15 protein-coding genes are annotated in these 24,984 nt (G+C 53.5%); 10 read left to right on the top strand and 5 right to left on the bottom strand.

Annotated features, from left to right (window positions below):
• Positions 1 to 1,476: a succinylglutamate-semialdehyde dehydrogenase gene (astD, locus tag ACL2XO_RS25045; RefSeq protein ID WP_413725798.1), complete on the top strand. Its 1,476-nt coding sequence runs from the start codon at positions 1 to 3 to the stop codon at positions 1,474 to 1,476.
• A 15-nt stretch (positions 1,477 to 1,491) separates the two neighbouring features.
• Positions 1,492 to 2,607: a succinylglutamate desuccinylase gene (locus ACL2XO_RS25040; RefSeq protein WP_413741787.1), complete on the top strand. Its 1,116-nt coding sequence runs from the start codon at positions 1,492 to 1,494 to the stop codon at positions 2,605 to 2,607.
• Between the two features lie 59 nt (positions 2,608 to 2,666).
• On the opposite strand, the gene ACL2XO_RS25035 is transcribed toward ACL2XO_RS25040, so the two are convergent.
• Positions 2,667 to 3,491, bottom strand: a complete 825-nt coding sequence (locus ACL2XO_RS25035; protein ID WP_132925122.1) for a helix-turn-helix domain-containing protein — start codon at positions 3,489 to 3,491, stop codon at positions 2,667 to 2,669.
• A 328-nt stretch (positions 3,492 to 3,819) separates the two neighbouring features.
• Between ACL2XO_RS25035 and ACL2XO_RS25030 the strand changes: the two genes are divergently transcribed.
• Both ACL2XO_RS25030 and ACL2XO_RS25025 read left to right on the top strand, forming a co-directional pair.
• Complete coding sequence (locus ACL2XO_RS25030; RefSeq protein ID WP_413741786.1) at positions 3,820 to 5,217, top strand: MFS transporter; 1,398 nt, start codon at positions 3,820 to 3,822, stop codon at positions 5,215 to 5,217.
• Between the two features lie 21 nt (positions 5,218 to 5,238).
• Positions 5,239 to 7,197: a glycoside hydrolase family 127 protein gene (locus tag ACL2XO_RS25025; protein ID WP_413741785.1), complete on the top strand. Its 1,959-nt coding sequence runs from the start codon at positions 5,239 to 5,241 to the stop codon at positions 7,195 to 7,197.
• Positions 7,198 to 7,236: 39 nt separating this feature from the next.
• Here ACL2XO_RS25025 and ACL2XO_RS25020 read toward each other — a convergent pair whose 3' ends face one another.
• Complete coding sequence (locus tag ACL2XO_RS25020; RefSeq protein ID WP_132925128.1) at positions 7,237 to 8,130, bottom strand: LysR family transcriptional regulator; 894 nt, start codon at positions 8,128 to 8,130, stop codon at positions 7,237 to 7,239.
• A 126-nt stretch (positions 8,131 to 8,256) separates the two neighbouring features.
• Here ACL2XO_RS25020 and ACL2XO_RS25015 point away from each other — a divergent pair, with 126 nt between their 5' ends.
• Together ACL2XO_RS25015 and ACL2XO_RS25010 are read left to right on the top strand one after the other, a co-directional pair.
• Positions 8,257 to 8,997, top strand: coding sequence for an SDR family oxidoreductase (locus ACL2XO_RS25015; RefSeq protein WP_413725795.1), 741 nt, complete (start codon positions 8,257 to 8,259; stop codon positions 8,995 to 8,997).
• A 167-nt stretch (positions 8,998 to 9,164) separates the two neighbouring features.
• Complete coding sequence (locus ACL2XO_RS25010; protein WP_413741784.1) at positions 9,165 to 10,064, top strand: SDR family oxidoreductase; 900 nt, start codon at positions 9,165 to 9,167, stop codon at positions 10,062 to 10,064.
• Between the two features lie 57 nt (positions 10,065 to 10,121).
• Here the strand turns inward: ACL2XO_RS25010 and ACL2XO_RS25005 are convergent, their stop codons facing one another.
• Entirely contained in the window at positions 10,122 to 16,019 is a 5,898-nt protein-coding gene (locus tag ACL2XO_RS25005; RefSeq protein ID WP_413741783.1) for a hypothetical protein, read from the bottom strand.
• A gap of 204 nt (positions 16,020 to 16,223) precedes the next feature.
• Entirely contained in the window at positions 16,224 to 17,513 is a 1,290-nt protein-coding gene (locus tag ACL2XO_RS25000) for a DUF445 domain-containing protein (protein ID WP_413741782.1), read from the bottom strand.
• A gap of 331 nt (positions 17,514 to 17,844) precedes the next feature.
• Between ACL2XO_RS25000 and ACL2XO_RS24995 the strand changes: the two genes are divergently transcribed.
• Positions 17,845 to 20,298, top strand: a complete 2,454-nt coding sequence (locus tag ACL2XO_RS24995; RefSeq protein WP_413725791.1) for a DUF3772 domain-containing protein — start codon at positions 17,845 to 17,847, stop codon at positions 20,296 to 20,298.
• An 84-nt stretch (positions 20,299 to 20,382) separates the two neighbouring features.
• Here ACL2XO_RS24995 and ACL2XO_RS24990 read toward each other — a convergent pair whose 3' ends face one another.
• The gene (locus ACL2XO_RS24990) at positions 20,383 to 20,931 is read right to left on the bottom strand and encodes an N-acetyltransferase family protein (RefSeq protein WP_341785751.1); all 549 of its coding nucleotides are present in this window, start codon (positions 20,929 to 20,931) and stop codon (positions 20,383 to 20,385) included.
• Positions 20,932 to 21,238: 307 nt separating this feature from the next.
• Here ACL2XO_RS24990 and ACL2XO_RS24985 point away from each other — a divergent pair, with 307 nt between their 5' ends.
• From ACL2XO_RS24985 to ACL2XO_RS24975, 3 genes are all read left to right on the top strand, one after another.
• Entirely contained in the window at positions 21,239 to 22,891 is a 1,653-nt protein-coding gene (locus tag ACL2XO_RS24985; RefSeq protein WP_413741781.1) for a glucan biosynthesis protein D, read from the top strand.
• 437 nt (positions 22,892 to 23,328) lie between these two features.
• On the top strand, positions 23,329 to 24,159 hold the full coding sequence (locus tag ACL2XO_RS24980; protein ID WP_413743109.1) for a transporter substrate-binding domain-containing protein: 831 nt from the start codon (positions 23,329 to 23,331) through the stop codon (positions 24,157 to 24,159).
• Between the two features lie 81 nt (positions 24,160 to 24,240).
• Positions 24,241 to 24,957 carry an ABC transporter permease gene (locus ACL2XO_RS24975; RefSeq protein WP_413741780.1) on the top strand — a complete coding sequence of 239 codons (717 nt, stop codon included), beginning with the start codon at positions 24,241 to 24,243 and terminating at the stop codon, positions 24,955 to 24,957.
• The last annotated feature ends 27 nt before the right edge of the window (positions 24,958 to 24,984 follow it).

The raw sequence follows: 24,984 nt of genomic DNA, 5'->3' as shown, positions 1-24,984 counted from the left end.
ATGTCTCATTTTATCAACGGTAACTGGCTGTGTGGTCACGGCATGATATTTACTAAAGAATGCCCGGTTTCCGGCAAGCATTTATGGATAGGTCAGGAAGCGGATGGGTCAGATGTGCAGTCCGCCTGCCGAGCCGCCCGTGCCGCGTTTCCCGCATGGGCCAGGCTGCCGCTGACGGAGAGAATCCGTTTTCTTGAGCGTTTTGCCGCGCTGCTGGCACAGCACAACGATGAACTGGCCACCATTATTTCCCAGGAAACCAGCAAGCCTCTTTGGGAGAGCCGGACAGAAGTGCAGTCCATGATCAACAAGGTGGCGATTTCAGTACAAGCCTACCGGGTCCGCACCGGTGAAAGCGATACGCCTCTGGCCGACGGCCGGGCCACGCTGCGCCACCGTCCCCATGGCGTTATGGCGGTGTTCGGTCCCTATAATTTCCCGGGACATCTTCCCAACGGCCATATCGTCCCCGCGCTGCTGGCGGGTAATACCCTGGTGTTCAAGCCCAGCGAACATACGCCCATGACCGCCGAGTTCCAGGTGCGGTTATGGCAGCAAGCGGAGCTGCCGCCGGGAGTGATCAACCTGGTGCAGGGGGGGCCGGATACCGGCGCGGAGCTGGGCATGAGCGCTGAAATCGACGGGGCGCTGTTTACCGGCAGCGCCGCTACCGGTTATCGGTTTCACAAATATATGGGCGGCCGGCCGGAGAAAATGCTCGCGCTGGAGATGGGCGGCAACAATGCGCTGATTGTGGAAGACGTAGAGGATATGGACGCGGCGGTGAATGTGATTATACAGTCCGCGTTTATCTCAGCCGGCCAGCGCTGTACCTGCGCCCGTCGTCTGCTGGTGAGGAGCGGGGCCATGGGGGATGCGCTGTTGCGCCGTCTGGTGGAGGTGAGCGGGACATTGCGTATCGGTGCTTGGGACAGCACGCCGCCGCCCTTCATGGGGGGCCTGATAACGACCACGGCGGCCACCAACCTGCTGTTCACGCAACAGCGGCTGCAGGCGCTCGGCGGCAAGCCGCTGCTGTTAATGACGCAACTGCTGCCCGACAGCAGCCTGCTGTCGCCGGGTATTATCGATGTCGGCGGGATGGCGGATATCCCCGACGAAGAGTATTTCGGTCCGCTGTTGACGGTGAGGCGTTATGACCGGTTTGATGAGGCCATTGCCATGGCGAACCATACGCGGTTCGGCCTGTCCATGGGACTGATTTCCCCCCATCGCAGCCAGTTCGAACAGTTGCTGCTGGAGGCCCGTGCCGGCATCGTCAACTGGAACAAGCCTCTTACCGGCGCCGCCAGCAATGCGCCCTTCGGCGGCATCGGCGCGTCAGGCAATCATCGTCCCGGCGCCTATTATGCGGCGGATTACTGCGCCTGGCCCATGGCTTCGCTGGAGAGCGAACTGCTGACCCTGCCGGAGACCCTGACGCCGGGTCTGAGCTTTGATACTCCGTCTGATTGAAAAGGAGCGTTTTCATTGACTGATGCTGACTTTCTTGAGTTGACTCTGGCCGGCCACCCGCCGGCTGAACGCTGGGGAGAAACGCCGTGGCTGACCTGGCGCTGGCTGGAGGAGGGAGTGATAGAGCTATTGCCCCGCCGGCCGGCGGCGATGTCCCTGGTGCTGTCCGCCGGTATACATGGCAATGAAACCGCGCCGGTGGAGCTCATCAATCTTCTGCTGGCGGAGCTTATGACCGGAAGGATGCCGCTGGCGCCGCGTCTGCTGGTGATATTAGGCAACCCGCAGGCGCTGCGGGCCGGAAAACGTTATATTGATTACGATTTGAACCGGCTGTTCGGCGGCGGCGCCAGCGACAAAGCCTGGGATGAAGCTAATGTCGCCGGCAGGGACCCCGCGGAAAAGAATGACCATGGCCTTTTGCGGCATGCCGATGCGCAACCAGGTCATGCGGATGCCGACCCGGCGCTCCCCATGGGCGCGCCCCTGCCGCAGAGCAACGAAACCTTACGCTGCCGGCTTTTGCAACGGCATCTCGGCCGGTTCTTCCTGCCGGAGGATCGCTGCCGCTGGCACCTGGATATGCATACGGCGATTCGGGGATCCCGCCACGTGCGTTTCGGTCTGCTGCCCTATCAGCCCGGCGGCCATGACCCGGCGCTGCTCCATTGGCTCAACGCCGCGCAGTTGGATGCCCTGGTCAGGCATCGCGCCGCCGGTACCACCTTTACCCATTACAGCAGCGAACAATTTTCCGCTGCCAGCGTCACGCTGGAACTTGGCAAGGCGCTGCCGTTCGGCGCAAATGACCTCGCCCAATTCAATGGCGTCCGCGCCGCCCTGTGGGCGCTTATCAGCGGCGAGGCGTTGCCGGAACGTCTCGGGCCGCCGGTCAAACACTATCGCGTCTGCCGGCAGATCACACGAACCCAGCCGGATTTCACTTTGCTTATCCCCGCCGATACCCTGAATTTCACCATGTTTGACCGAGGGGAGCTGCTGGCCAGGGAGACGGGTAATGAATATCGGGTCCGGGAGGAAAAGGAGTGGGTGCTCTTTCCCAACCCCGACGTGGCGATAGGTTTACGGGCCGGGCTAATGCTGGTTGAGGATGAGGATAATCAGTGCTAAATCCACTCTTAATACGTCTAAGTACGGGGGCGTTGCCGCCTTCACGAAACTCGAATGATTCAGAGTATGTCCGAATTGACATGTTCCTTGCAGTAGCGTTTTTTGTATTCCAGCGGGGTTAAACCGGTCAGCCGGCGGAAGAGACGGCGAAAGTAGGCGACATCCGGAAAGCCGCAGCGTTTCGCGATATCGGCAATGGCGCCGCAGTCGGCCACCAGCATTTTTTCAGCGTTGCCGATGCGCCGCCGGTGAATTGCCTCGGTGAGGGTCATGCGGAAGGTCATTTTAAATACACGCCCAAGATAATCGGCATTGCAAAATAACTGTGCCGCCAAACCAGAGGCGGTGAGAGGTAAATGAAACTGGGTGCCGATCAGCTGCTGCGCCTTCCAGGCCAATGCCATTCCCGGTTCCGCCGGTTCAGTGCTTTCGGTCCAGCCGTCCGCCACCTGCTGTAGCAGCAACAGCAGAATCAGCTCCAGAGAGGATGGGGGTGACCGATTTTCCTGTTCGCTGAGGAAAAGTCTGAACAGCGTAATAAATCGATGAGGATCGCGTATTTTACTGTATTGCGGTATGGGTAATTTCAAAGCGTCCTGAATCGCGGGGCGGGCGGCAATAATACCGAAATGCAGCCAGTAAAATTTTAAATCCGGCGGAAAATTGCCGATTCCCTCGTGTTTTCTACCTGGCCATAATAAAAGTGATTCCCCGGCTTTGACATGAAAATCATGCTGGTCTTCCGAAATCGCTAATATCCCCTGCTCAACAAAAATCAGTTCGTAGGATTCCAGGATACGGGTAGGATGATGGCCCAATCCACGGGAAATAAACAGTCCGCCATTTTCAATCCTGATGGGGTAATCAACTGATATATCTAGCATAATTAATCACTTTTATCGCTGGATTAATTAACATTAGCAAACATCGCCGGATATGTCAGCTTCTCTCTGCGCTCTATTGATCTGCTTCACAAATTTAAATTTATGTCGGAATCGTACCGTTTTTATGCCTTTTCCACACCTTGTTGCCTTGGGATTAGTGTGCGACTTTTAATCCCGGGAAAAATAAAAAAACATTTATATTACTCTAAATAATTCGAGTTGCAGGAAAGCCAACACGCCTGAAACTTGAAGTATGACGAGTATATTGCCTATTAAATTTCTCAACCCATAGGCATGCCAATAACTCGTTACAAGCGAGGAGAAAAATATGTCTACCACCTCTCTACCCAATACCGCCGGCCAGGCCATTGCCGCCAGCGGCTATTTGTCCATCCGCGAAAAAATCGGCTATGGTCTAGGCGATGCGGGGGGCACGGTAATAACCTGCCTTATCATGAATTTCCTGACATTTTTTTATACCGACATTTTCGGCCTCACCCCCGCGCTGGTTGGGACGATGTTTATTGTACTGCGGGTGGTGGACGCGGTGTCCGATCCCCTGATGGGAATGGTGGCGGACCGGACCGTCAGCCGATGGGGCCGTTTTCGCCCCTGGCAGCTGTGGATTGCGCTGCCCATCGGCATTATCGGCGTCCTGACCTTCACGGTACCGGACGTCGGCGTCAATGGGAAAATTCTCTGGGCCTTCGGTACTTATCTTATGCTGTCCCTGAGTTATACCGCCATCAACGTGCCGTATTGCGCGCTGATCAATACCATGACCGGCGTTCACCGCGAGGTGATCTCCTGTCAGGCCTGGCGTTTCGTTCTGTGCGGCATTGCCGGGTTCCTGGTTTCCGTGGGTTTGCCCTGGCTGGTGGACAGCCTGGGGGGCGGTAATAACGCCCAGGGCTATCAACGCGGGGTTGCCGTGCTCTGCGTTATCGCGGTGGCGATGTTTTTATGCTGCTTCTTCTGGGTGCGTGAACGGGTGCCCTTGACGGTAATGGGTAAATTTTCACCGCGGGAACATCTGCGGGGACTGCGTCAAAACGACCAGCTATTGCTTATGCTGCTGATGTCTTTTCTTCTGATGAATGTTTTTAATATTCGCGGCGGCGGCTACATGTATTTCATTACCTATGTTCTGCACGGCGGGGCCGGTTATGCATCGCTGTTTTTCACCGCCGTCACGGTGGCGTCCATTATCGGCGCCGTGATCATCAACGGTTTATCCCGGCGTATCGATACGGTAAAGCTTTATTATTATACCAATATCATACTGGCGGTCTTGGGTATCCTGATGTGGTTTATCCCGACCGGGGAAGGGTATCGCACCCTATGGCTGGCGGTGATTTTCATTAACGATGTCATCCTTGGTTTTACCCTGACGCTGCATTTCTCCCTGATGGCGTTTGCCGATGATTATGGTTTTTGGAAAACACGTATTCGTTCTTCCGGCATGAGCTTTGCCTTTAACCTGTTTTTTATCAAACTCTCCTGGGCCTCCAGCGCCGGTATTATCAGCCTGGTCTTTATTTTGGTTGCTTATGCCCCCGGCATCGGTAATCAAACCCCCGCGTCGCTGCACGGCATCCGGATTATGGAAACCTTCTTGCCGGCACTGTTTCATTTATTTCTGGCGGTAGTCCTGCGCTATTGCAGACTGGACAATAACAGCATGGCCCGTATAGCCGGCGACCTGCGGGATCGTCAGTTGTCATAAACGTTGAGTAAGGAATCAAAGATGAAAAAAACATCCGAAATCGACCTGCATCATCTCCAGCTGACGGATCCTTTTTGGCTGGGTTATCAGCGACTGGTCAGGGATGTGGTGTTGCCATACCAGTGGGAAGCGTTGAACGATCGCGTCGCCGACGCGGAGCCCAGCCATTCGATTGAAAATTTTCGCATTGCGGCCGGACGCAGCCAAGGGGAATTCTACGGCATGGTATTCCAGGACAGCGACGTGGCTAAATGGCTGGAAGCGGTGGCCTGGATGCTCTGCCAGCAGCCGGATGCGCAGTTGGAACACACCGCCGATGAAACCATTGAGCTGATTGCCGCCGCGCAGCAGCCGGACGGCTATCTGAACACCTATTTCACCGTCAAAGCGCCGGAACAGCGCTGGACCAACCTGGCGGAATGCCACGAGCTCTACTGCGCCGGGCATATGATTGAAGCCGGCGTCGCCTATTATCGTGCCACCGGTAAGACCCGTCTGCTGAAGGTGGTCTGCAGTCTGGCGGATCACATCAACCGGGTGTTCGGCCCTGGGCCGCAACAGCTGCACGGCTATCCTGGCCATCCGGAAATCGAGCTGGCGCTGATGGAGTTATATGACGCCACCGCCAATACGCGTTATCTCTCCCTGGCGCGCTATTTTGTCGAACAGCGCGGTACCGAGCCCCACTTCTACGATCTGGAATATGAACGCCGCGGCCGCACATCCTATTGGCAAAATTACGGCACCGCCTGGATGGTGAAAGACAAGGCCTACAGCCAGGCGCATAAACCCATTGCGCTGCAGGAGACGGCGGTGGGGCATGCGGTGAGGTTTGTTTATCTGCTGGCCGGCGTCGCCCATCTGGCGCGCATCGGCGGGGATGAAGAGAAGCGTCGCGCCTGTCGTCGTTTATGGGACAATATGACCCGGCGCCAAATGTATATCACCGGCGCTATCGGCGCTCAAAGCCACGGCGAGGCGTTTACCTCTGATTATGATCTGCCCAACGATACCGCATATACGGAAAGCTGCGCCTCCATCGGCCTGATGATGTTCGCCCGGCGTATGCTGCAAATGGAGGCCGACGGCCAGTATGCGGATGTGATGGAGCGGGCGCTGTATAACACGGTATTGGCGGGAATGGCCCTTGACGGTAAGCACTTTTTCTATGTAAATCCGCTGGAGGTCCATCCGGGCGCCATAAAGTGCAACCATATTTACGATCATGTGAAACCGGAACGCCAACAGTGGTTCGGCTGTGCCTGCTGCCCGCCCAATATTGCCCGGTTACTGGGTTCGCTGGGCAATTATATCTACACCCAAACCGAGGATACCCTGTTCGTTAATCTCTATATCGGTAGCGAAGTCACGGTACCGGCGGGGAACGGCTTTCTGACGCTGCGGCAAACCGGTAATTATCCCTGGGACGACACCGTTGATTTGACGGTGACCAGCCAATCTCCGGCGGAGCACACCCTGGCGCTGCGTTTACCGGGCTGGTGCCCGGCGCCGGAGGCGGTCTTGAACGGCGAACCGGTTGAGATCCGTCCTCGCCAGGGATATGCCTATTTCACCCGGACCTGGGAGGAAGGAGACAGCATCCGGCTGACGTTGCCCATGCCGGTGCGCCGGGTCAGAAGCAATCCCCTGGTACGCCAGAACCTGGGCAAAGTCGCCTTGCAGCGGGGACCGTTGGTGTACTGCCTCGAACAAGCGGATAACGGCGCCAATTTACATCAACTGCGTCTGGCCGCCGGTACCGATTTTTCCCTGGCGCCCGGCCAGGATGTATTGGCGGGAAAAATAGTGATACAGGCCACCGGGGATAGCGTGCAAGATACTGATGCCGGACAACAGCCGCTCTATGGCTATGACGGCGAGCCCCCCCGGCGGCGGTCGCGGCAGCTGCTGTTTATCCCCTATTTCTGCTGGGCCAACCGCGGCGAAGGTGAAATGCGGATATGGATTGAGGAGGCATGAGGCGGCTTGGGCAGGGCCGCCTATCGGCGAGGCCGCGGCTCAGATGTTTCGACTGGCGAATTCTTGTCCGATCCAGTCGATAAATACCCTCACCCGGGGAGAGAGCTGGCGGTTGCGGGGGTAAAGCACCGATACCGGTATGGAGGATGAAGTAAAGTCCGTCAGTAAAGGCACCAGGGTCCCTTGGGCCAGGTCGTCGCTGACATGGTAGCGGGGAACCTGGATAATGCCTAATCCCAGCCGCGCCGCCGTGACCATGCTCTCCGCGCCGGTGACGGATACCGCGGCGGGCAGCAGATAGGGCCGGGATACGCCTTCGGCGCTGAACTCCAGCGGCATCAGCGCGCCGGTGGCCGAAGAGCGGAAACCCACCATCTGATGCCCCTCCAGGTCCGCCGGCGAGGCCGGCCGGCCATAGCGTTTTACATATTCCGGCGCGGCGCAGGTGATTTCCGCCAGTTCTCCCAACCGTCGCGCCACCATGTCGCTGTCTTTGAGCTTACCCACCCGCAGTACGCAGTCTATCCCTTCACGCACCAAATCCACCAGCCGGTCCCCTTCGCTCATGAAAAATTCGATATCCGGATACTGCTGTAAAAAAGCCGGCAGCCCCGGCAATAAAAAATGACGGGCCAGTGTGCCGTGTACGTCTACCCGCAACAAGCCCTTGGGCTTGGCGCCGGCAAAGGCGGTCTCCGCATCTTCCACCGCCGCCAGGATCATCAGGCAGCGCTGATAATAGGCTTCACCATCTAGAGTCGGGTTGACGTGGCGCGTGGTGCGGTGCAGCAAACGCACCTTAAGCCGGGCTTCCAGCAGTTTTACCGCATCGGTGGCGGTGGAGCGGGGAACCCCCAGATCCTGCGCCGCCAGGGTAAAACTGCGCTGTTCCACCACCCGCGTAAAGATTTTCATCGCATCATATCTATCCAAGGTATTGTTCGCTATTTTCGCATGGTAATGACGAATAATAGGCAATTATGCAGCTAATAAAAAGGTCCATACTCTCTTTACCGGCCCACAATGGGTGTGCGGCCGCAAAAAAGGCAGGGGAACAACATGAATCAGTCAACTCAACGGGTAGCCATTATCACCGGCGCATCAAGAGGCATCGGCGCCGCGGTCGCGCAACGGCTGGCCCGCGACGGTCACGTCGTCATCATCAATTACGCCCGTCAGCAAGGGGAAGCGGATGCGCTGGTTAGCCGTATTGAACAGGCCGGCGGCCGCGCCCTGAGCGCTCAAGGGGACGTCAGCGACCCGGCAACCTTTACCAAGCTGTTTGACCGGGCGGACGAGGCTTTTGGCGGCGTGGATGTGCTGGTGAACAATGCCGGCATCATGAATCTGAGCAGCCTGGCCGACAGCAGCGACGACCTCTTCGACCGCCAGATGGCCATTAATCTCAAGGGCACTTTTAACGGCATGCGCGAAGCGGCCCGGCGTCTGCGCAACGGCGGCAGCATTGTCAACTTCTCCACCAGCGTGGTGGGTCTACGGCTGGAAACCTACGGCGTTTATGCCGCCACCAAAGCGGCGGTGGAAACCCTGACCGCCATCCTGGCCAAAGAGCTGCGCGGCCGCTCAATCAATGTTAACGCCGTGGCGCCCGGACCCACCGGTACCGACCTGTTTTTGCAAGGCAAGCCCCAGGAAGTGATCGATCGCATGGCCAAAATGGCGCCGCTGGAAAGATTGGGTACGCCGGAAGATATCGCCGCCGCGGTGGCCTTCCTGGCCGGGCCCGATGGCAGTTGGATCAACGGCCAGGTATTACGTGCCAATGGCGGTTTGATTTAAGTTTCCGGGAATCATTTTACTATGCCCAAGAGATGTCGGGTTGCAGGAAGGCGGCAAGCGAGTAAATCCCGATGAGCTTACTAAAGCAAGTGATTCGGGTTAACGAGTGTAGTCAACGCACCTGCAGCTTGAAAGATGACGGGCATGTTCATCTGCGAGGTTACATCATGAACCAAGTCATCGTTATTACCGGCGCTTCCAGCGGTTTCGGCGCCCTCACCACACGCGCCCTGGCGGACGCCGGACATACCGTTTACGCCGGTATGCGTGAAACAACCGGGCGTAACGCCCCGCAGGTAGCTGATGTTAAACGTTACGCTGCCGAGAATAAGGTGGATTTGCGGGCGGTGGAACTGGATGTCGCTTCCGACGATTCGGTTGAGGCCGGCATAACCCGCATCATCGATGACTGCGGACGGTTGGATGTGGTTATCCATAATGCCGGTCATATGTCCTTCGGCCCGGCGGAAGCGTTTACCCCGGAACAGTATGCCCAGTTGTTTGATATCAACGTCCTAAGCACTCAGCGGGTGAACCGCGCCGTCCTGCCGCAACTGCGCAAACAGGGACGGGGCCTGGTGGTCTGGATCTCTTCAAGCAGCGCCCGCGGCGGCACGCCCCCCTATCTTGCACCGTACTTTGCCGCCAAGGCGGCCATGGATTCACTGGCCGTATCCTACGCCTCGGAATTAACTCGTTGGGGCATTGAAAGCAGTATTATAGTACCGGGGGCCTTCACGAAGGGTACGAATCATTTCGCTCACTCCGGATCTCCTGCTGACCAGGCCCGCGCCGAGGAGTATCACCAGGGGCCCTATGCCGGATTGGCGGAACAAAGCCTGAAGGGGCTTTCAGCCCTGGAACCGGCCGATGCCGATGTTGCCGAGGTGGCGAAAGCCATCGTCAGCGTGGTGGATATGCCGTTTGGCACGAGACCTTTCCGCAGCCATATCGACCCTTCACAGGATGGTTGTGAAGTGGTCAACGGCGTGGCGGACCGGGTACGCACCGAACTGTTCCGGCGTATCGGACTCCAAGACCTGCTTACACCGCACATACGCACATAAGTGAATAATCTCCAACTATACCATCACCCCCGCCGCGGTATAACGCGGCGCTCTAATTCAATCTGTGTATGGCCACAACGGCAGCGTGCCGTTGGCGGCGATGGACGGCATGGGATAAATGGTCTCGGCCAGCTGTTGGAACCGCTCAACGGAAAGCAGGAGGTCAAAATAACATTGCAGGTAATATTCATCTCCTTCTGAAATATAACCCTGATATTCTTTAAGGATATGATACAGTTTTTCTTCCGACTCTTTATCCATCCGATATTGTCCGATGAATTCATAAAAATTCATATCACGAATGACCAGACGCGCGAGATCGCTGAAAATTGCCGGCAACAATCCAACATTCCTTTTGATACGTGCATTATTGAGCGATGTTCTGATAGTGATAAGCATTTCAACCATATCGGCGAGATGTTTTATTTTCCTGTTATCGCGGTAATCTTCCTTAGCCAGTGGTGTATCTGCCGGCATATGCAACGGATCCCCCAATTCCTGTGCCGCCGGCGAAAAGCGGGTAAACCATTGGGGCTGGCGCTGCCTGATGCCGTCTGTGGCCAGGTAAGGGCATAATTGAACATCCAGTCTCAGGTCATTGGCCAAAATCTGTCCCCGAAGAGATACCGCTGCAAAACCATCAAATAAGGTGATTAACTCGATGCATTCTACCTCTGCGATATCGGGAAACCGGCTGTTGGCATAAAACATGCCGCGGATAATATGCGCCATTTCCCGGCTGGCCACTGGATAGATGTTTTGAGAGACAGCCTCCATTTTGAGCGTCAGCAATGAGCTGTTCGGCGACGCGAACAGTGTCCAGTTGTCCTGGGTCAACATTCTTTCCCTCGAGGCATAGACAATTTCCTCGGAGGGTTCTCTGTCCCCCTCAGGTTTCGTGGCAAAACTTTTTAGCGCTAATTTATCCAGCATCAGGGTTTCATTTGCCGGAGCGTTAACGGGATTACCCGCTAAAACGGTATATAGCTCATTCGTACCTCTCATGGCAAGCTTGCCTTCGTCAAACGTGCCCATTTCTTCGGCCACGATAATCGAGGGTCCGGATTCGAACAGCGGATCGAATAAATTATTACCTACGCCTGCGAAGCGGCCCTCTCCGACGCTAATTAATAAATGGCTTAGGAAAACATCATCGTAATATAGACCCAACAGCTTGCCCGGTTTTAGTTTTAACAGATCGGTACTATCAATCAGTTCCAGAATGGAAGACATATATGATTGCGCAGGATAATTTTGGCCGAAGGCCAGCGTGACTCTTTGCTGCATCTCGTTTGCATCACGTGCATCGAGAACCTTCGCTTCCTTCAATATTAAAAAAGGAAAAGTCACATTCAGATTATAATCTGTTTGCATGCGGTGATGATGATTATATGAAGAGATCATGGTCCGTGCGGCTGATAAAATTGATGAGTCTGCGTCCAAAGTATTGGAAGGTTCTTTTTTAACATATCGATAATAATATTTTATCGCAACGGTTTTATACCATATAGGCTCGCGCAGCAAGATTGCCCCTTTAATATATTTTCCCGGATGCCCGGCTTCACGATAGGGGAAAGAAATAGCCGTGCTTATTTTGGCAAAATCTTTGTATTTTATCAAAGGGAAATCACTACTAATGCTTTTTTTGGTCAAATGAGCCCACTCAGGTTCATTAAAAACCTGGCGATCGATAATCAGTCCTGCCCCATAGGGTCGCAGATGAAGCATATCAATGATATAATCATTTTTATTAATTCTCAGTATAATAACCAAATGATCCACCGGTGAACGGTCATGCTCGTTTTGCCATAAGCGCTGCATTCGGTAACCGACGTTAACGCCGCCGTCCACACTTAATCCTTTGATAAACTGGAGCAGCAAAATATTTACATTACTGTCGGTCTCATGGGTGAAGACTTCGCGAAATTTAGCTTCACTCGTCAGGCAATTGACAAAATCGGTCAACATTTTACTCATATCACCGTTGTTGAGAAACAAAGATTCTATATGATGAACATAATCATTCACCATAAGTTCCAACATATGAATATACATCCATTTATTATCTTTATAATGGTCTATAGGAAGAGTAATGGAACGAATTGGCTCCATATGGATAAAGTCAACATCGTCATTGATGTATCTTGTCCTACGTCCAGAACGGGCCGTTATAGAGAAACGATCGTTATCCAAAAAAGAAGAGGCCGCCCACTTACCCTTCTCATTCTTATACATGGGAACAGCGTAGTTTAAATTCATCACCTCTGTCGGTTTGACCACGCGCCAAGTCCTTATGGCGGCATCCCAGATGACCTGAAAAAAATATTCGTCTATTTCGATGAAATTTTGCGTCGTACCTTGCCCTTGATCCAGTACAAAACTTCCGTCATCTCTCTTTTGTATCAACAAGTTCCTATCAATATCAGAAGACCATTGAATAAATTTAGTCATCTTTTGTTCCATATTGTTTAAAATGAAATTGCTCATCCATGTAATCACTGTTGCCATATTTGCTGATAAATGATGTTTTATTTTTTTTGAGAAAATAGCATGTATGGGTAGCGGGTTCAAATAACCAATAACACTGCTGAAAATAGACCCAGAACTCTTTCTTGCGATATAAGGTAATTCTTCAGCCAGCTTTTGTGATATGGCTCTATTCAATTGCTTAACCGGCAAGGTTTCAATGTTTGCGATATTAATTAATCGCTTGTATATTACCCCGGTTCCTTTTGCGGCACTGGTGGTTAATTGTCCAAGCATAAAGGCCAGATCAAAGGTATCGAATATAACTTCTATCCCATTGAATTCATTGTCAGCGTCATTTACATATTTCCATAAGATTTCATAAAAAGGTATCAGCGCAAGCAGTTCTTGCCACCACTTTTTAATGCGAAGTGATATTTTCAGCTGATCCACTATTTCTCTTAGCATTATGGCATTCCAATAATCTAAAATTTCAATCATCGTCTGATAATCCTCTTTTTCCTCTCCTGCAACCAGTACGTAATCCGGCTTTGGCATACTTCGGATTATTTCTTCAGGTTCAATCAGGAAAAGACTTAAAGGAGACATGCGTAGTTGTGTGCTGTCATAGGGTATATCAAAAAGCTCCAATATATCATTAGCGGTGACAGGAATTTTAAGCCGATGGATCCAATCAATGTCAAAATTGGTTTTTTTATATTCATCTATCAAATTATTAAAAAATATATTATCCGGATCCATTGAAATGGTTTTAATGAATGGCGCGCTAAAAAGAGTCGAGGCGATAATGACCTTATGACTATAGGTTTTGATTAAAGAGAAAGTGCCAAAGTTATTATTTGGTAAGTAGACATCTTGATTAGGCGCCAGTGAGTTTTGAACATAATTTCTGGAATAAATTTTAAAGGTGTACACTTCTTTGGGGGGGTAAATCATATCCAGGTAATCTAATGCCGACCGGGAAATGATTTTATAGGTAAATTGCCTGGCTTCCTGTTGTAATGAATAGTCCTTGTAATGAATAAATTGATTATAAAATTCCCTGGCCGACTGAAACTCATCCGAGGGTTTCAGGTCAAAGATTTTTTTGAAATTTTCAGAGGATCGTGATTCGAAGTCTAATGAAATCTGCTTTTTTTCTGCCTGGAATTCCTTGATAATGTACAAAGCACTCAATCCGCTCAACTGGTCAGAACGAATGTGATGATAATCAATATACCAGTAGATTGCTGCTCTCAACAATAAGGAAACATCACCCGCCGTAACGCTGGTGAAATATAAAGTAAGTATTTCCTGCCGCGTTTTCTGGAATGAATCACCAGGGGACGCCATTATCATAGCCTGAATTTTTGCCTCCGCCAGTCGCTGTTCATTTGTTCTGCTGCCTAGCTGAATGTGTTCGTGCTGATGTTCGCTGACAATTTCAATGAGGTAGGCTTGCAGTTTTTCGAGAAAGCTCAATAATAAAATGCACTCTTTATCATATTTTACTTGATCAACCAGCTCATTTATCCATTGAGGATTTTGCTGGTACAGGGTATTGTCCATGCGTTCGAGATTTGTTTTTACGCTTTTATCAAGAGACTGCAGGGTCTCTTTATAGGGGCGCATGTTGTCCTCTGCCCAATTTTCTTTATCAACGCTGTTGGTTGAGTGGATGCGGTAATATTCAATGTCTCGGATCAGCCGGTCAATGTGTGGATGATATTTATTGCTGCCGTGAATATAATCCACGATTTGATTCGCCACCAGCTCGGCGATCTCCGTTTCGGTTAACGGCGCTTCCGTCTGGTCGAACAAACTCCTGTATTCAGTAAGCTCGCCGGGGATGATAAGATAATTCCCCTGAATGCTAAGTCCATTATTTCTGCTGTATTCGAATATATAATAAAAAAACCGCTTTAACAGTATTCGCCGAAGGTGTATTGGTCGTTCATCTAACATGTCATGAAATATCTCTCTGCTATTGAAGTAGATTAGCCGGTCAAGCAGAGGGATTGAATCGCTGATTAATAACTTTTCATAGGTATGTTGGGCTTGCTGCATTATAGCCAACATAAAAAGTTGTTCTTTATAAATTTTTGCTTTATCCGCCGGAGATTCATCGATGAGCTGCTTCAAATTTTTTTTTGCATCGGCGTAAGAGATGCCGTTTTTAAAATCTATCAGTTCACGAAGTGTTTTAAAATTAATATCGTAAATTGTTCTTTCAATTTGTATATTTAAGAGTGGGAAGAAATCTGCGATCGTTCTGTATTCACTAAAATAGTCTCGGAGTATATCGTCATCCAATTTTTTTTTGCTGCTGGAATTCACACAATTCTCGATATTCTTTTCGATGTATTTTTTTAACATTATCATATCGGTATACTGCGTTTTGTTATCTAAGTAAGTTCCATCATTATAAATTTCGGATAATTTATCATAGAGAAAGACGTTAAGTTCTGACATCCATGCAAGCGAGTAGATTTTTTTGTTGGTCAAGGGGATAAACTGTTGTTTGATTGCCTGATAGAGTTCCCTTGCGGAGTGATTGGCAATATTCAGGTTGGTCTCACAAATAGCATCTTCATGACTATTCTTGCCTTCGTTTGTTGGCGGGTCGGATATCAAGGGCAAGGCAGCAGGACGTGCATTTGTGACATTCGCGGCTTGGCGGGGAGGTCGTTTTAAGGCAAAAGAGGGATATTTGTCTGATATTTTAAGCCAGGGGAATAAAACCTCCGGCGGCGGCGGTTCCACCTTTGCCCCGTCAGCGACGGGAAAAAACCATGTTAAGCCAGACAGATGCGATAGCATCGAAAAGGGCGTCGGGATCCGGGTGTTGCGTGCCCACGAGGATAACAAGGATTCGCCGCTGCATAATCCTACGGGCGGGCTTGGCATCGCCGCCCTCGGCTCGGGGGCTGCTTGGGGTGGCGGCGGGAATATTCGGGTTCCGCCGTATCCCGGAGCGACCCCGGTCAGGTGGCCGAGCAAATAGATAATAGTGTCCAGCCAGGTGTCGGGCGGGCTGACCAGATCGTCAATATGGTATATCACGCCGTCGGAAACCAGCCACCGGTCGGCTACCCGCCCAACAAAGGCAGTATAGCCGCCGGGTAAAGTGATTTTTTTCGTGGTAATGCTGAGAGTCTTTTCCGCAAGCTGGATGGTAATGTTTTTTCCAGGCTTGGCGGTGGACAGACTTTCCGGGTGTTTTTTAAATAATGCCGCGCAGGTGAACAAACGATCCGCCTGTGATTTTTCTTCATCGGTTTCGTGGGGTGCTTCTATAGGATGCAGCGTTAGTGAGGCCGGGTTTAGAACCGAGTATGAAGAGGACAGAACTGTATTAGGGTGATTATAAATCTTTTTTATTGTTTCATTATAATTATTATTTTTAAATAGCGAATTAGTATGGCGACCACTAAGTTTACATTCATTTTTAGAATAGCCATTATATCGGCTGACTGTATTATTAAACATATTATCTCCAGTAAGTCATATTTGAGCGCAATGAGAATTACCATGTAAAAATACGGAAGGAGATGCCAAAAATTTAATAATGGCATTGAACTGAAGGCATATTTGAACATCTTAATAAAGAAAGGGCAGCGAAAAGGTGTTCAAGATATTCTTAACAAAAAGATGCTTGTCAAAATAGAGAAAAAAAAGAAACCCTTCTCAGGGCTATTGCAGCCACAGCTGCAATAGGGCCGGCAAAGCGGGCGAGAACGACAGCAAATACAGGATCAAACCGATAACCCCCCCCACCAGCGTGCCGTTAATGCGGATAAACTGCAGGTCTTTGCCGATATTCAGTTCGATTTGCCGCGACATATCCCGCGCGTCCCAGCTTTTCACCGTATCGCTGATATGCTGGGTAAGGAATGCCGAGAAGTCGGGAGCTATGCGCAAAGCCGCCTGCTCCAGATGCTGGTTCAGCGAGGAGCGCAGGCCGTCATCCCGCGCCAGCGTTTGGCTAAGCCACAGCCCCGCTTCGGTCACCTTGCCATGCAATACCGAATCCGGCCGATCCAAATCTTCTTTAAGCCAGCCGCGCATGTCGTCCCATAAGCCGCTGATGTAAGTATTCAGTACGGCATCGTTTTTCAGGTAGTGCTTGATTTCCTCGGCCCGGCGGGCGGTGGCGGGATCGTTCTTGAGCCGCTGGATAAGTCTCAGCGCCAGCCGGTCGAAACGCCGGCGCAGCTCATGGCCGCGGTCGCGGCTGATCTCATCTAGCCAGCTATTCACCGCGTTGGCCACGGCGACGGCGCTGTGTTCACCGAGCCATTCCGTGGGCAGCACTTTTTCTTTTAGCGGATGCTCGCGCTTAAGCCACTGGATTATCTGATCGGCGATAAGGACGCGGGTAGAGGGTTTGTTCAGCAGTTTAACCAGCTGGCGCAGTCCGGCGTCCAGCAAATCCTGATGCCGGCCGTCTTTGGTCAGACTGTCCAGAATGGCGCCGACGGAGGCGGACAGATCGATCTTATCAATAACGGCATCAAGGGCGCTGCGGATAAAAGCCTGGATGCGCCGATCGTCGGTAAAGTCGAGAAAGCCGCGCATCAATTGCAGGATCTGGCGCCCCAGCCGGTGGGCATTGTCGGGCTCTGCCAACCAGCCGGCAATAGTCCGCGCCGGATCCTGACGTCTGATAAGCTCCACCAGGGACGAGGTATCGAGGAATTTCTCCTGTATGAAGATGCCCAGGTTATCGGCGATTTTATTTTTATTTCGGGGAATAATGGCGGTATGGGCGGCGATAAACGGGATCGGTACGCGTCTGAACAGGGCCACGACGGCAAACCAGTCGGCCATGGCGCCCACCATTGATGCCTCGGCAACCGCCTTGAGTCCATCGCGCCAAAAACCGGGCGGTATAAACAGGGTTACGATAAATATCATCGCCGCGCCGGTCAATAACAGCAGGGCCATCCCTTTAATTTTTTTCAGTTCTGTTTGTTTAGTCATAACGTATCAATTGTCGGCGTGTTCAAGAGAAGTCTTAACGCGTGTGCCGGTAATTTCCCATAAAATATCGTCGGCGATCGCCCATGACGATAATCTCTTTTGTTAATGATGAATACCATTACTATGAGCCTGTTAACTAGCCTTTAACGTAAAAGGTAGAGTTGGTGTAACGTTTTTTATGAATAAGTGTAATATTAGCCGATTGCCTCCGGCAGGGCAGTTTTTAGCCGGCAGGTCTGGTGGGTAAAACAATTGTTGCTCGGTTATGGGCAGGATAGGATTATCCGGCATAGCGGCCTTGATATCGTTGATTTTCGGAATTAATTATTCTATGTATAAACTTTTACGGATTCTATTTCCCGCCTGGCTGCTGCTGGCGTTTTTAGCGGCGGCGCTTTCCCCTGTTATTCCCGCCGTGGCCGCCGATCAAACGTCCACCGGCGCTCCGGCCGCGCCGGTTAAAATCAATGCCGCCGCCGAGCTGGTCAAGCTGCAAAAACAGCTCGACGGCATGAAGCAGAAAGTCTCCGCCGCCACCATGGATAATCAATTGCGGGAACTGAATGACGACACCTTGAAGCTGGCCGCGGACGCCGATGCGCTGGCCACCGCCCTGCAGCCGGAGCAGGCCCAGATCCAGGCGCAGCTCGCTATTCTCGGGCCGCCGCCGGCCGCCGGGGCAATGCCGGAAACCGCCGTCGTCGCCCAGCAGCGTACCGCATTGAACGCCCATAAGACCCTGGTGGACGCGCAGGTGGAACATGCCAAAGCCATCAGCAAGAGCGCGGCCACCCTCGCGGCGCAAATCGTCGATATCCGCCGTAACGCCCTGCGTACCCAGATGGCGCTGAACTCCGGCAGCATTCTTTCCCCCGGTTTCTGGTCGCCTTTGTTTCAAACCCAGTCCGAAGACAAGCAGCGGCTGGATGATTTTTTCCAAGACGTTCAAGACGCCTGGCTGGCGGCCTGGGAACCGGGATGGCGAGTGGGTTCCGGGATATTTTTGGCGCTGGCCTTGCTCATCTGGGCGTTCGGTTCCCGCCTGTTGGACAAGCCGCTGGGATGGTTCAGTATCAATGTCTTGCCCGAGGGCCGTCTGCGGCGCAGCTTCCTGGCCTGCGCCACGGCACTGGCCACGGTACTGTCGGTAGGGGTGGGAGCCCAGCTGATCTATATGCTGTTCATCCGCCATCCCGATGTGTCGCAGCAGGTGCAGGATTACGCCGATGAGCTCTTTCGTCTGGCGCTGTTTTCCGGTCTTATCGCGGGTCTGGGACGGGCATTTTTGTCCAACCAGCGTCCGACCTGGCGTTTGCCCACCATCGCCGACCCGGTGGCGCTGGCCATGCGATCCCTGCCGCCGACGCTGGCTGCGTTCATCTTGATTTTCGGCGCGGTGGAGCAAATGAACCGCATGGTGGGCACCAGCCTGGCCACCACCATTTTCGGTAACGGCATATTATCGCTGCTGGTGGCGTTAACCGCCGCCATGGCGGCGCTGCGCACCAACCGGGTCCGGCGCAAGATGATGGCCGAAGGGGGACAGCCCGAAGCCCGTTCCACGGTGGCCGGCCTAATCCATTTAAGCACCACGGTGGTGTCCATTGCGATACTGCTGTCGCTGTTGATCGGGTATATCGCCCTGGCGCGGTTTTTGACCTATGAACTGGTGTGGGTGGGCATGATTTTCTCCTGCCTTTATCTGCTGATCCATTTGGTGGTGGATCTGTGCGACAGCCTGTTTTCACCCCATACGGTAGTGGGGCAGCGCATCAAACACTCCCTGGGCCTTGACGACCGGCATTTGGAACAGGCCGCCACCCTTTTGTCGGCTATCGGTAAAACCGTGCTGATTCTGCTGGCGGCGGTGGCCTTGCTGAACGGTACTTTCGGTTCCACCACGCCGATGGCGCTGTTTGACAAGGCTGTGGATATGTGGGGCGGCAAGGGACTTGAAAAGCTGAATATCGTCCCGGCCCATGTGATGAACGCCCTGATATTCCTGGCAATCGGCATTTATGTCCTGCGCTCGGCGCGGCGCTGGCTGGATAAGGATTTTCTGCCGAAAACCAAGATGGAAACCGGCATGCGGGCCTCGCTGGTGATTTTGTTCAGCAATATCGGGTATATCCTGATTACCCTGCTGACATTGTCGACCCTGGGCATTCAGTGGAACAATCTGGCCTGGATAGTCAGCGCCTTATCGGTGGGCATCGGTTTCGGCCTGCAGGAGATTGTGAAGAATTTCATCTCCGGGCTGATACTGTTGATTGAACGCCCGGTGAAAGTGGGGGACCTGATTACCATCAGCGGTATTGAGGGGGATATCCGGCGCATCAATGTGCGGGCCACGGAAATTCAGCTGGGGGATCGGTCCACGGTAATCGTGCCTAACTCGCAGTTTATCTCGCAAAATGTGCGTAACGCCACCATGGGCAATGCTCAGGGCGTGGCCACCATCCTGCTGACCTTCCCGCTGGATATCGATCCCGAGCAGGTGCGCAATCTGTTGCTGGAAACTTATCGCGATCATGAGTCGATCCTGGCCGCCCCGGCGCCGTCGGTAACCTTCAGCCAGTTGAGCTCCAATGGAATCGTGCTGAGCGTGACGGGGTTTGTCAACAGCCCGCGGATTGTCGCCAATGTAAAAAGCGATTTGCTGTTCGAGATTCTCAAACGCCTGCGGGAGGCGGGCATCGCGCTGTCAATGCCGCAGAAGATGATCTTTGAGAACTCCCCGATGCCGTCGCCGCCGGTGGAGGCCCCTGACCAAACCGAACGGTAATCAGCGGGTTGGCATAGGCTGTGCCGTGCCCCATCGGCACGGTCTCCCTTTAACACGCCCGTTGCACGTTCGGTGATCGCGGGCTTATCGCGCCGTGGGGCGCTCGGGCAGGGTGGTTTGGCCTTCGCCCAGCGGACGCTGCATTAATAGCGTGTCTACCCAGCGGCCGTGCTTGAATCCCACCGCGGTCATAATGCCGGTTTGGCTGAAACCGAGCTTCTCATGCAACCGGATGGACCCCCTGTTTTCGCTGTTGCCGATAATGGCCAGCATTTGGCGCCAGCCGCCCCGTTCCGCCCGTCCGATGGCCTGGGATAACAGCAGGGAGCCTATGCCTTGTCCGCCCCAATCAGGATGGACATATACCGAGTCCTCCACGGTAAACCGGTAGGCGTAGCGCGTGCGGTATAAGCCCAGATAGCAATAACCCAGCACCTGACCGTCTCGTTTCGCCGTCAGCCAGGGCAAGCCTTTTTCCAACACCGATGCGCGCCGTGCCAGCATCTCCGCCAGACTTGGCGGCTCGGTCTCGAAGGACGCGATTCCGTTAATCACATGCCAGGCGTAAATATCCCGTATGGCGGCTACCTCTGCCTCGGCGGCATCGCCAATGACTATCTCTGAAACGGACACGTTTTTTATCCCGAAAAAATAGTGAATATTAATCATAAAGGAGAATTGTCCACGTCGGTAGCGCCGCATCGAGTGTCCGCCGTAAAACCCGGAGAATGCCGTTTCGCAGAGTCGATGCCGTTGCAGTTACCGGATATTGCAGTAAACTCTTCAGGTTGCCATTGGCGCCCGGCCTTGTGGCCGAGCCGTTGGGGAACAATTTCGAATCGCACTGGAGTGCCGTGCCCGCTGTGCTGTAAAGTGTGCCGCCGACCGGTAACCGGCTCCATGGGATCAAAACATTGCCAGCACAGGAACCTTTTCCGGCATGGAACGAAGAAAGTTTATCAAAGCATCACTCGCGCTGGCCGCCTACTGCGGCACGACCGGTTCGGCGGCGTTATTTATGCGTTCGGCGCTGGCCGCCGGGGAAATTGCCGACGGCAGCGCCACTCCGTTCGATTTCTCCCTTTTGCAATCCATGGCGGCGGATTTGTCCCGCCAGCCTTTCGGCGGCCCGCCGGCGGAGCTGCCCAAAACCCTGGCGGAGCTGACGCCGCAGGCTTACAACGATATCCAATACGATGCCAGTCATTCTCTCTGGCACGATATAGCGGGTCGCCAGCTTGATGTACATTTGTTCCATGTCGGCATGGGGTTCAAACGGCGGGTGCGGATGTATTCCGTCGATCCCGCGTCTCATCAGGCCAGGGAGATTCATTTTCGGCCGGAACTGTTTAATTACCACCATGCCGGGGTGGATACCTCGCAGCTGGTAGGCCGAGATAATCTGGGGTTTGCCGGTTTCAAGGTGAACAAAGCCCCGGAGCTTACCCGGCGCGATGTGGTCTCTTTTCTCGGCGCCAGCTATTTCAGGGCGGTGGACAGCACCTACCAATACGGGCTGTCGGCCCGCGGCCTGGCTATTGATACCTATGCCGGCCAACCGGAAGAGTTTCCGGATTTTGTCGCTTTCTGGTTTGATCGGCCGAAAGCCGCGGATACGGTATTTACCGTCTATGCATTGCTCGACAGTCCCAGCGCCACCGGCGCCTATCGTTTTGTTATCGATTGCCAGGCCGAGCGGGTGGTGATGGATATCGAGAAGCATATCCATCCCCGTACCGCCATCAAGCAACTGGGCATCACTCCGATTACCAGTATGTTCAGCTGCGGCACCAACGAACGGCGTACCTGCGATACCATTCATCCGCAAATCCACGATTCCGATCGGCTGGCAATGTGGCGCGGCAACGGCGAATGGATATGCCGGCCGTTGAATAACCCGCAGAAGCTGCAATTTAATGCCTATATGGATGAGAATCCCAAGGGGTTCGGCCTGCTGCAGCTTGATCATGATTTCAACGATTATCAGGATGTTATCGGCTGGTATAATAAGCGGCCCAGCCTGTGGGTTGAGCCGGTGGGCAACTGGGGCAAAGGTACGGTGAATCTGATGGAGATTCCCACCACCGGCGAGACCCTGGATAACATTGTGTGTTTTTGGCAGCCGGCCGAACCTATCGTTGCGGGTCGGGAGTATACCTATCGCTATCGTCTCTACTGGAGCGGCGAGCCGCCGGTGGTCAGTGGGATGGCGCGGGTCATGGCGACTCGTACCGGTATGGGCGGCTTTCCGGAAGGCTGGGCGCCAGGGGAGCATTATCCGGCGAGTTGGGCGCGCCGTTTTGCCGTCGATTTTGTCGGCGGCGACATTAAAGCGGCGGCGCCGAAGGGTATTGAGCCGGTTATCAATGCCTCTGCAGGCAAGATAGATAATATCGAAATACTGTTTGTGGAACCGATGGACGGCTATCGTATTCTGTTTGACTGGATCCCTGACAGCGATAAGACGGATCCGGTGGAGCTGCGGATGTTTTTGCGCACCGGTGTTACCGCCTTGAGCGAAACCTGGCTGTACCAGTATTTTCCGCCGCCGGCGGATAAGCGCCGCTATGTTGACGATCGGCAGATGAGCTGAAGGAAGCGCCGGAGGCGCTGATCTCCCTTTAACACGCCCGGTTCAGCTTCAGTGATGGCGGGCCTGGCGCGCCATGGGGTGCTCCGGCGGGCGGTAAAACCACGCCCGCGTCGACCCCATCGGCACGCTCTCCCTTTAGCACGTCCGGTTCAGCTTCTGTGATGGCGAGCCTGAGCGCCAGCGTTGCATTAGCGGGTTTTTGCCTCAAATTGGTGCCGGCGGATTTTGCCGCTGCACCAAAATGAGGGCGTCTTGTCTCGTCGCACATGACAATGCGTTGTGTTATCCCGTTGGCCGGCGCTGAAACGCCGGTACAATCTTTCTTAAACTTCCCTGCGGTGTTGGCCCTTTAATTGCTTGGTCTTGTATATACATGTACATAATCAAACTTTTTACGGGGAATCCGCGCTATGAAATATCATCATCGATTTACCGGTATGTTAGTGGCTGGCATTTTGGGGGCGGCATTTCTTGCGGTCCTGCCGGCGCAGGGTAAAGAGTGGAAATCCGTTACCATTGCCACCGAAGGCAGCTACGAGCCCTGGAACCTGACGCTGCCCGGCGGCAAGCTGAGCGGCTTTGAACCTGAACTCATGACGATACTCTGTGAACGGATGCAGATGCAGTGCAAGCTGGTGGTGCAAAACTGGGACGGCATGATAGCCGGTCTGCAGGCGGGTAAATTCGATGTGCTGATGGATGCCATCGTTATCACTCCGGACCGTCAGAAGGTTATCGACTTTACGGTGCCCTATGCCGCCACCGCCGCCAGCTTTGTCTCGGTGGGCGGCAAGATATTGCCGGAAACCACCGGTGATAAAGCCATTATCAAGCTCACCAACGATCCCGCCTCCATTAATCCCGCCATTGCCGGATTACGCGCCGCGCTGAAAGGCAAAACCATCGGTATTGCTTCCGGCACCGTATACACGCCGTTTATCGACCAATATTTCAAGGATATCGCCACGGTGCGGGAATATAACGCGTCGGCGGACGCTATTCTCGATTTGCAGGCGGGGCGTATCGATGCGGTATTTGATGACGTGACCTTCTTTACGTCAATCATGTCCCGGCCGGAGAACAAGGATCTGGGTTTTGACGGCCCGAAAATCGCCGGGCCGGTCTGGGGGCAGGGGGAAGCGCTGGGGATACGTAAAAGCGATCAGGATTTAAAAGCCAAGTTCGATGGGGCGATTAAAACCGCCATGGCGGACGGAACGGTGAAACGACTCAGCGAAAAATGGTTTAAAACCGATGTGACGCCGTAAAGATCCCATGATGGTCCGGGGCGAAAATCCGTCGTTCGCCACCGGGGTGATTCAGCGGTAACAGCAATAGGGGTGGTGAACATGTTGGAGATGCTGGGATTTTCGAGAGATGGCTGGAGCGGCATGATGCTGTTGGCCGCCCTGACCACCCTGGGCCTGACCTTTGCCGCGCTGCTGGTGGGGTCTGTGTTCGGCGCCTGGGTGGCCGGCGCAAAGCTGTCCCGCCGGCGGTTGTGGCGTTTTTTCGGCGACGGCTATTCGGTGATTTTCCGCGGAATACCGGAATTGCTGATTATTTATCTTTTTTACTTCGGCGGTTCGGGTTTTTTGACCGTGATCGGTCGGTTCTTCGGCGCGGACGGCTATATTGAAGTGCCGGCGTTTCTCATCGGCGCTCTGGCAATCGGCATGATTTCCGGCGCTTATCAGGGGGAAGTTTATCGCGGCGCGGTCATGGCGGTATCGCCGGGGGAGCTGGAAGCCGCTTACGCTATGGGGATGACCAAAGCCTGTGTGCTGCGGCGGATCCTGCTGCCGCAGGTGCTACGTTATTCGCTGCCGGGCCTGGCGAACGTCTGGCAAATGAGCCTGAAGGATTCGGCGCTGGTGTCCGTAACCGGCATCGTCGAGCTGATGCGCGCCAGCCAGGTGGCCGCGGGGTCTACCAGGCAGTATTTCACTTTCTATATTATCGGCGGCCTGTGTTATCTGGTGTTGACCGGTCTTTCCAATCCCTTGATCAGCAGCGCGGAGAAACGTCTTGGCCGCTCAGGAAAAACGCCTTTTGCTTCCCGTTAAGCCCTTGTCCAGCGCGGGGACCCGATT

Origin of the sequence: Sodalis sp. RH15, from assembly GCF_047324255.1 — a bacterium.
Lineage (GTDB): Bacteria > Pseudomonadota > Gammaproteobacteria > Enterobacterales > Enterobacteriaceae > Acerihabitans > Acerihabitans ligni.
This window is presented reverse-complemented; position numbering and strand designations above follow the sequence as displayed.

Excerpts from the sequence above, each read along its gene's own strand:
- ACL2XO_RS25030 (WP_413741786.1), top strand. The coding sequence starts at position 3,820 with ATGTCTACCACCTCTCTACCCAATACCGCCGGCCAGGCCATTGCCGCC.
- ACL2XO_RS24985 (WP_413741781.1), top strand. The coding sequence starts at position 21,239 with ATGGAACGAAGAAAGTTTATCAAAGCATCACTCGCGCTGGCCGCCTAC.
- ACL2XO_RS25005 (WP_413741783.1), bottom strand. The coding sequence starts at position 16,019 with ATGTTTAATAATACAGTCAGCCGATATAATGGCTATTCTAAAAATGAA.
- ACL2XO_RS25015 (WP_413725795.1), top strand. The coding sequence starts at position 8,257 with ATGAATCAGTCAACTCAACGGGTAGCCATTATCACCGGCGCATCAAGA.
- ACL2XO_RS25025 (WP_413741785.1), top strand. The coding sequence starts at position 5,239 with ATGAAAAAAACATCCGAAATCGACCTGCATCATCTCCAGCTGACGGAT.
- ACL2XO_RS24980 (WP_413743109.1), top strand. The coding sequence starts at position 23,329 with ATGTTAGTGGCTGGCATTTTGGGGGCGGCATTTCTTGCGGTCCTGCCG.
- ACL2XO_RS25035 (WP_132925122.1), bottom strand. The coding sequence starts at position 3,491 with ATGCTAGATATATCAGTTGATTACCCCATCAGGATTGAAAATGGCGGA.
- ACL2XO_RS24995 (WP_413725791.1), top strand. The coding sequence starts at position 17,845 with ATGTATAAACTTTTACGGATTCTATTTCCCGCCTGGCTGCTGCTGGCG.
- astD (WP_413725798.1), top strand. The coding sequence starts at position 1 with ATGTCTCATTTTATCAACGGTAACTGGCTGTGTGGTCACGGCATGATA.
- ACL2XO_RS25000 (WP_413741782.1), bottom strand. The coding sequence starts at position 17,513 with ATGACTAAACAAACAGAACTGAAAAAAATTAAAGGGATGGCCCTGCTG.
- ACL2XO_RS24975 (WP_413741780.1), top strand. The coding sequence starts at position 24,241 with ATGTTGGAGATGCTGGGATTTTCGAGAGATGGCTGGAGCGGCATGATG.
- ACL2XO_RS25010 (WP_413741784.1), top strand. The coding sequence starts at position 9,165 with ATGAACCAAGTCATCGTTATTACCGGCGCTTCCAGCGGTTTCGGCGCC.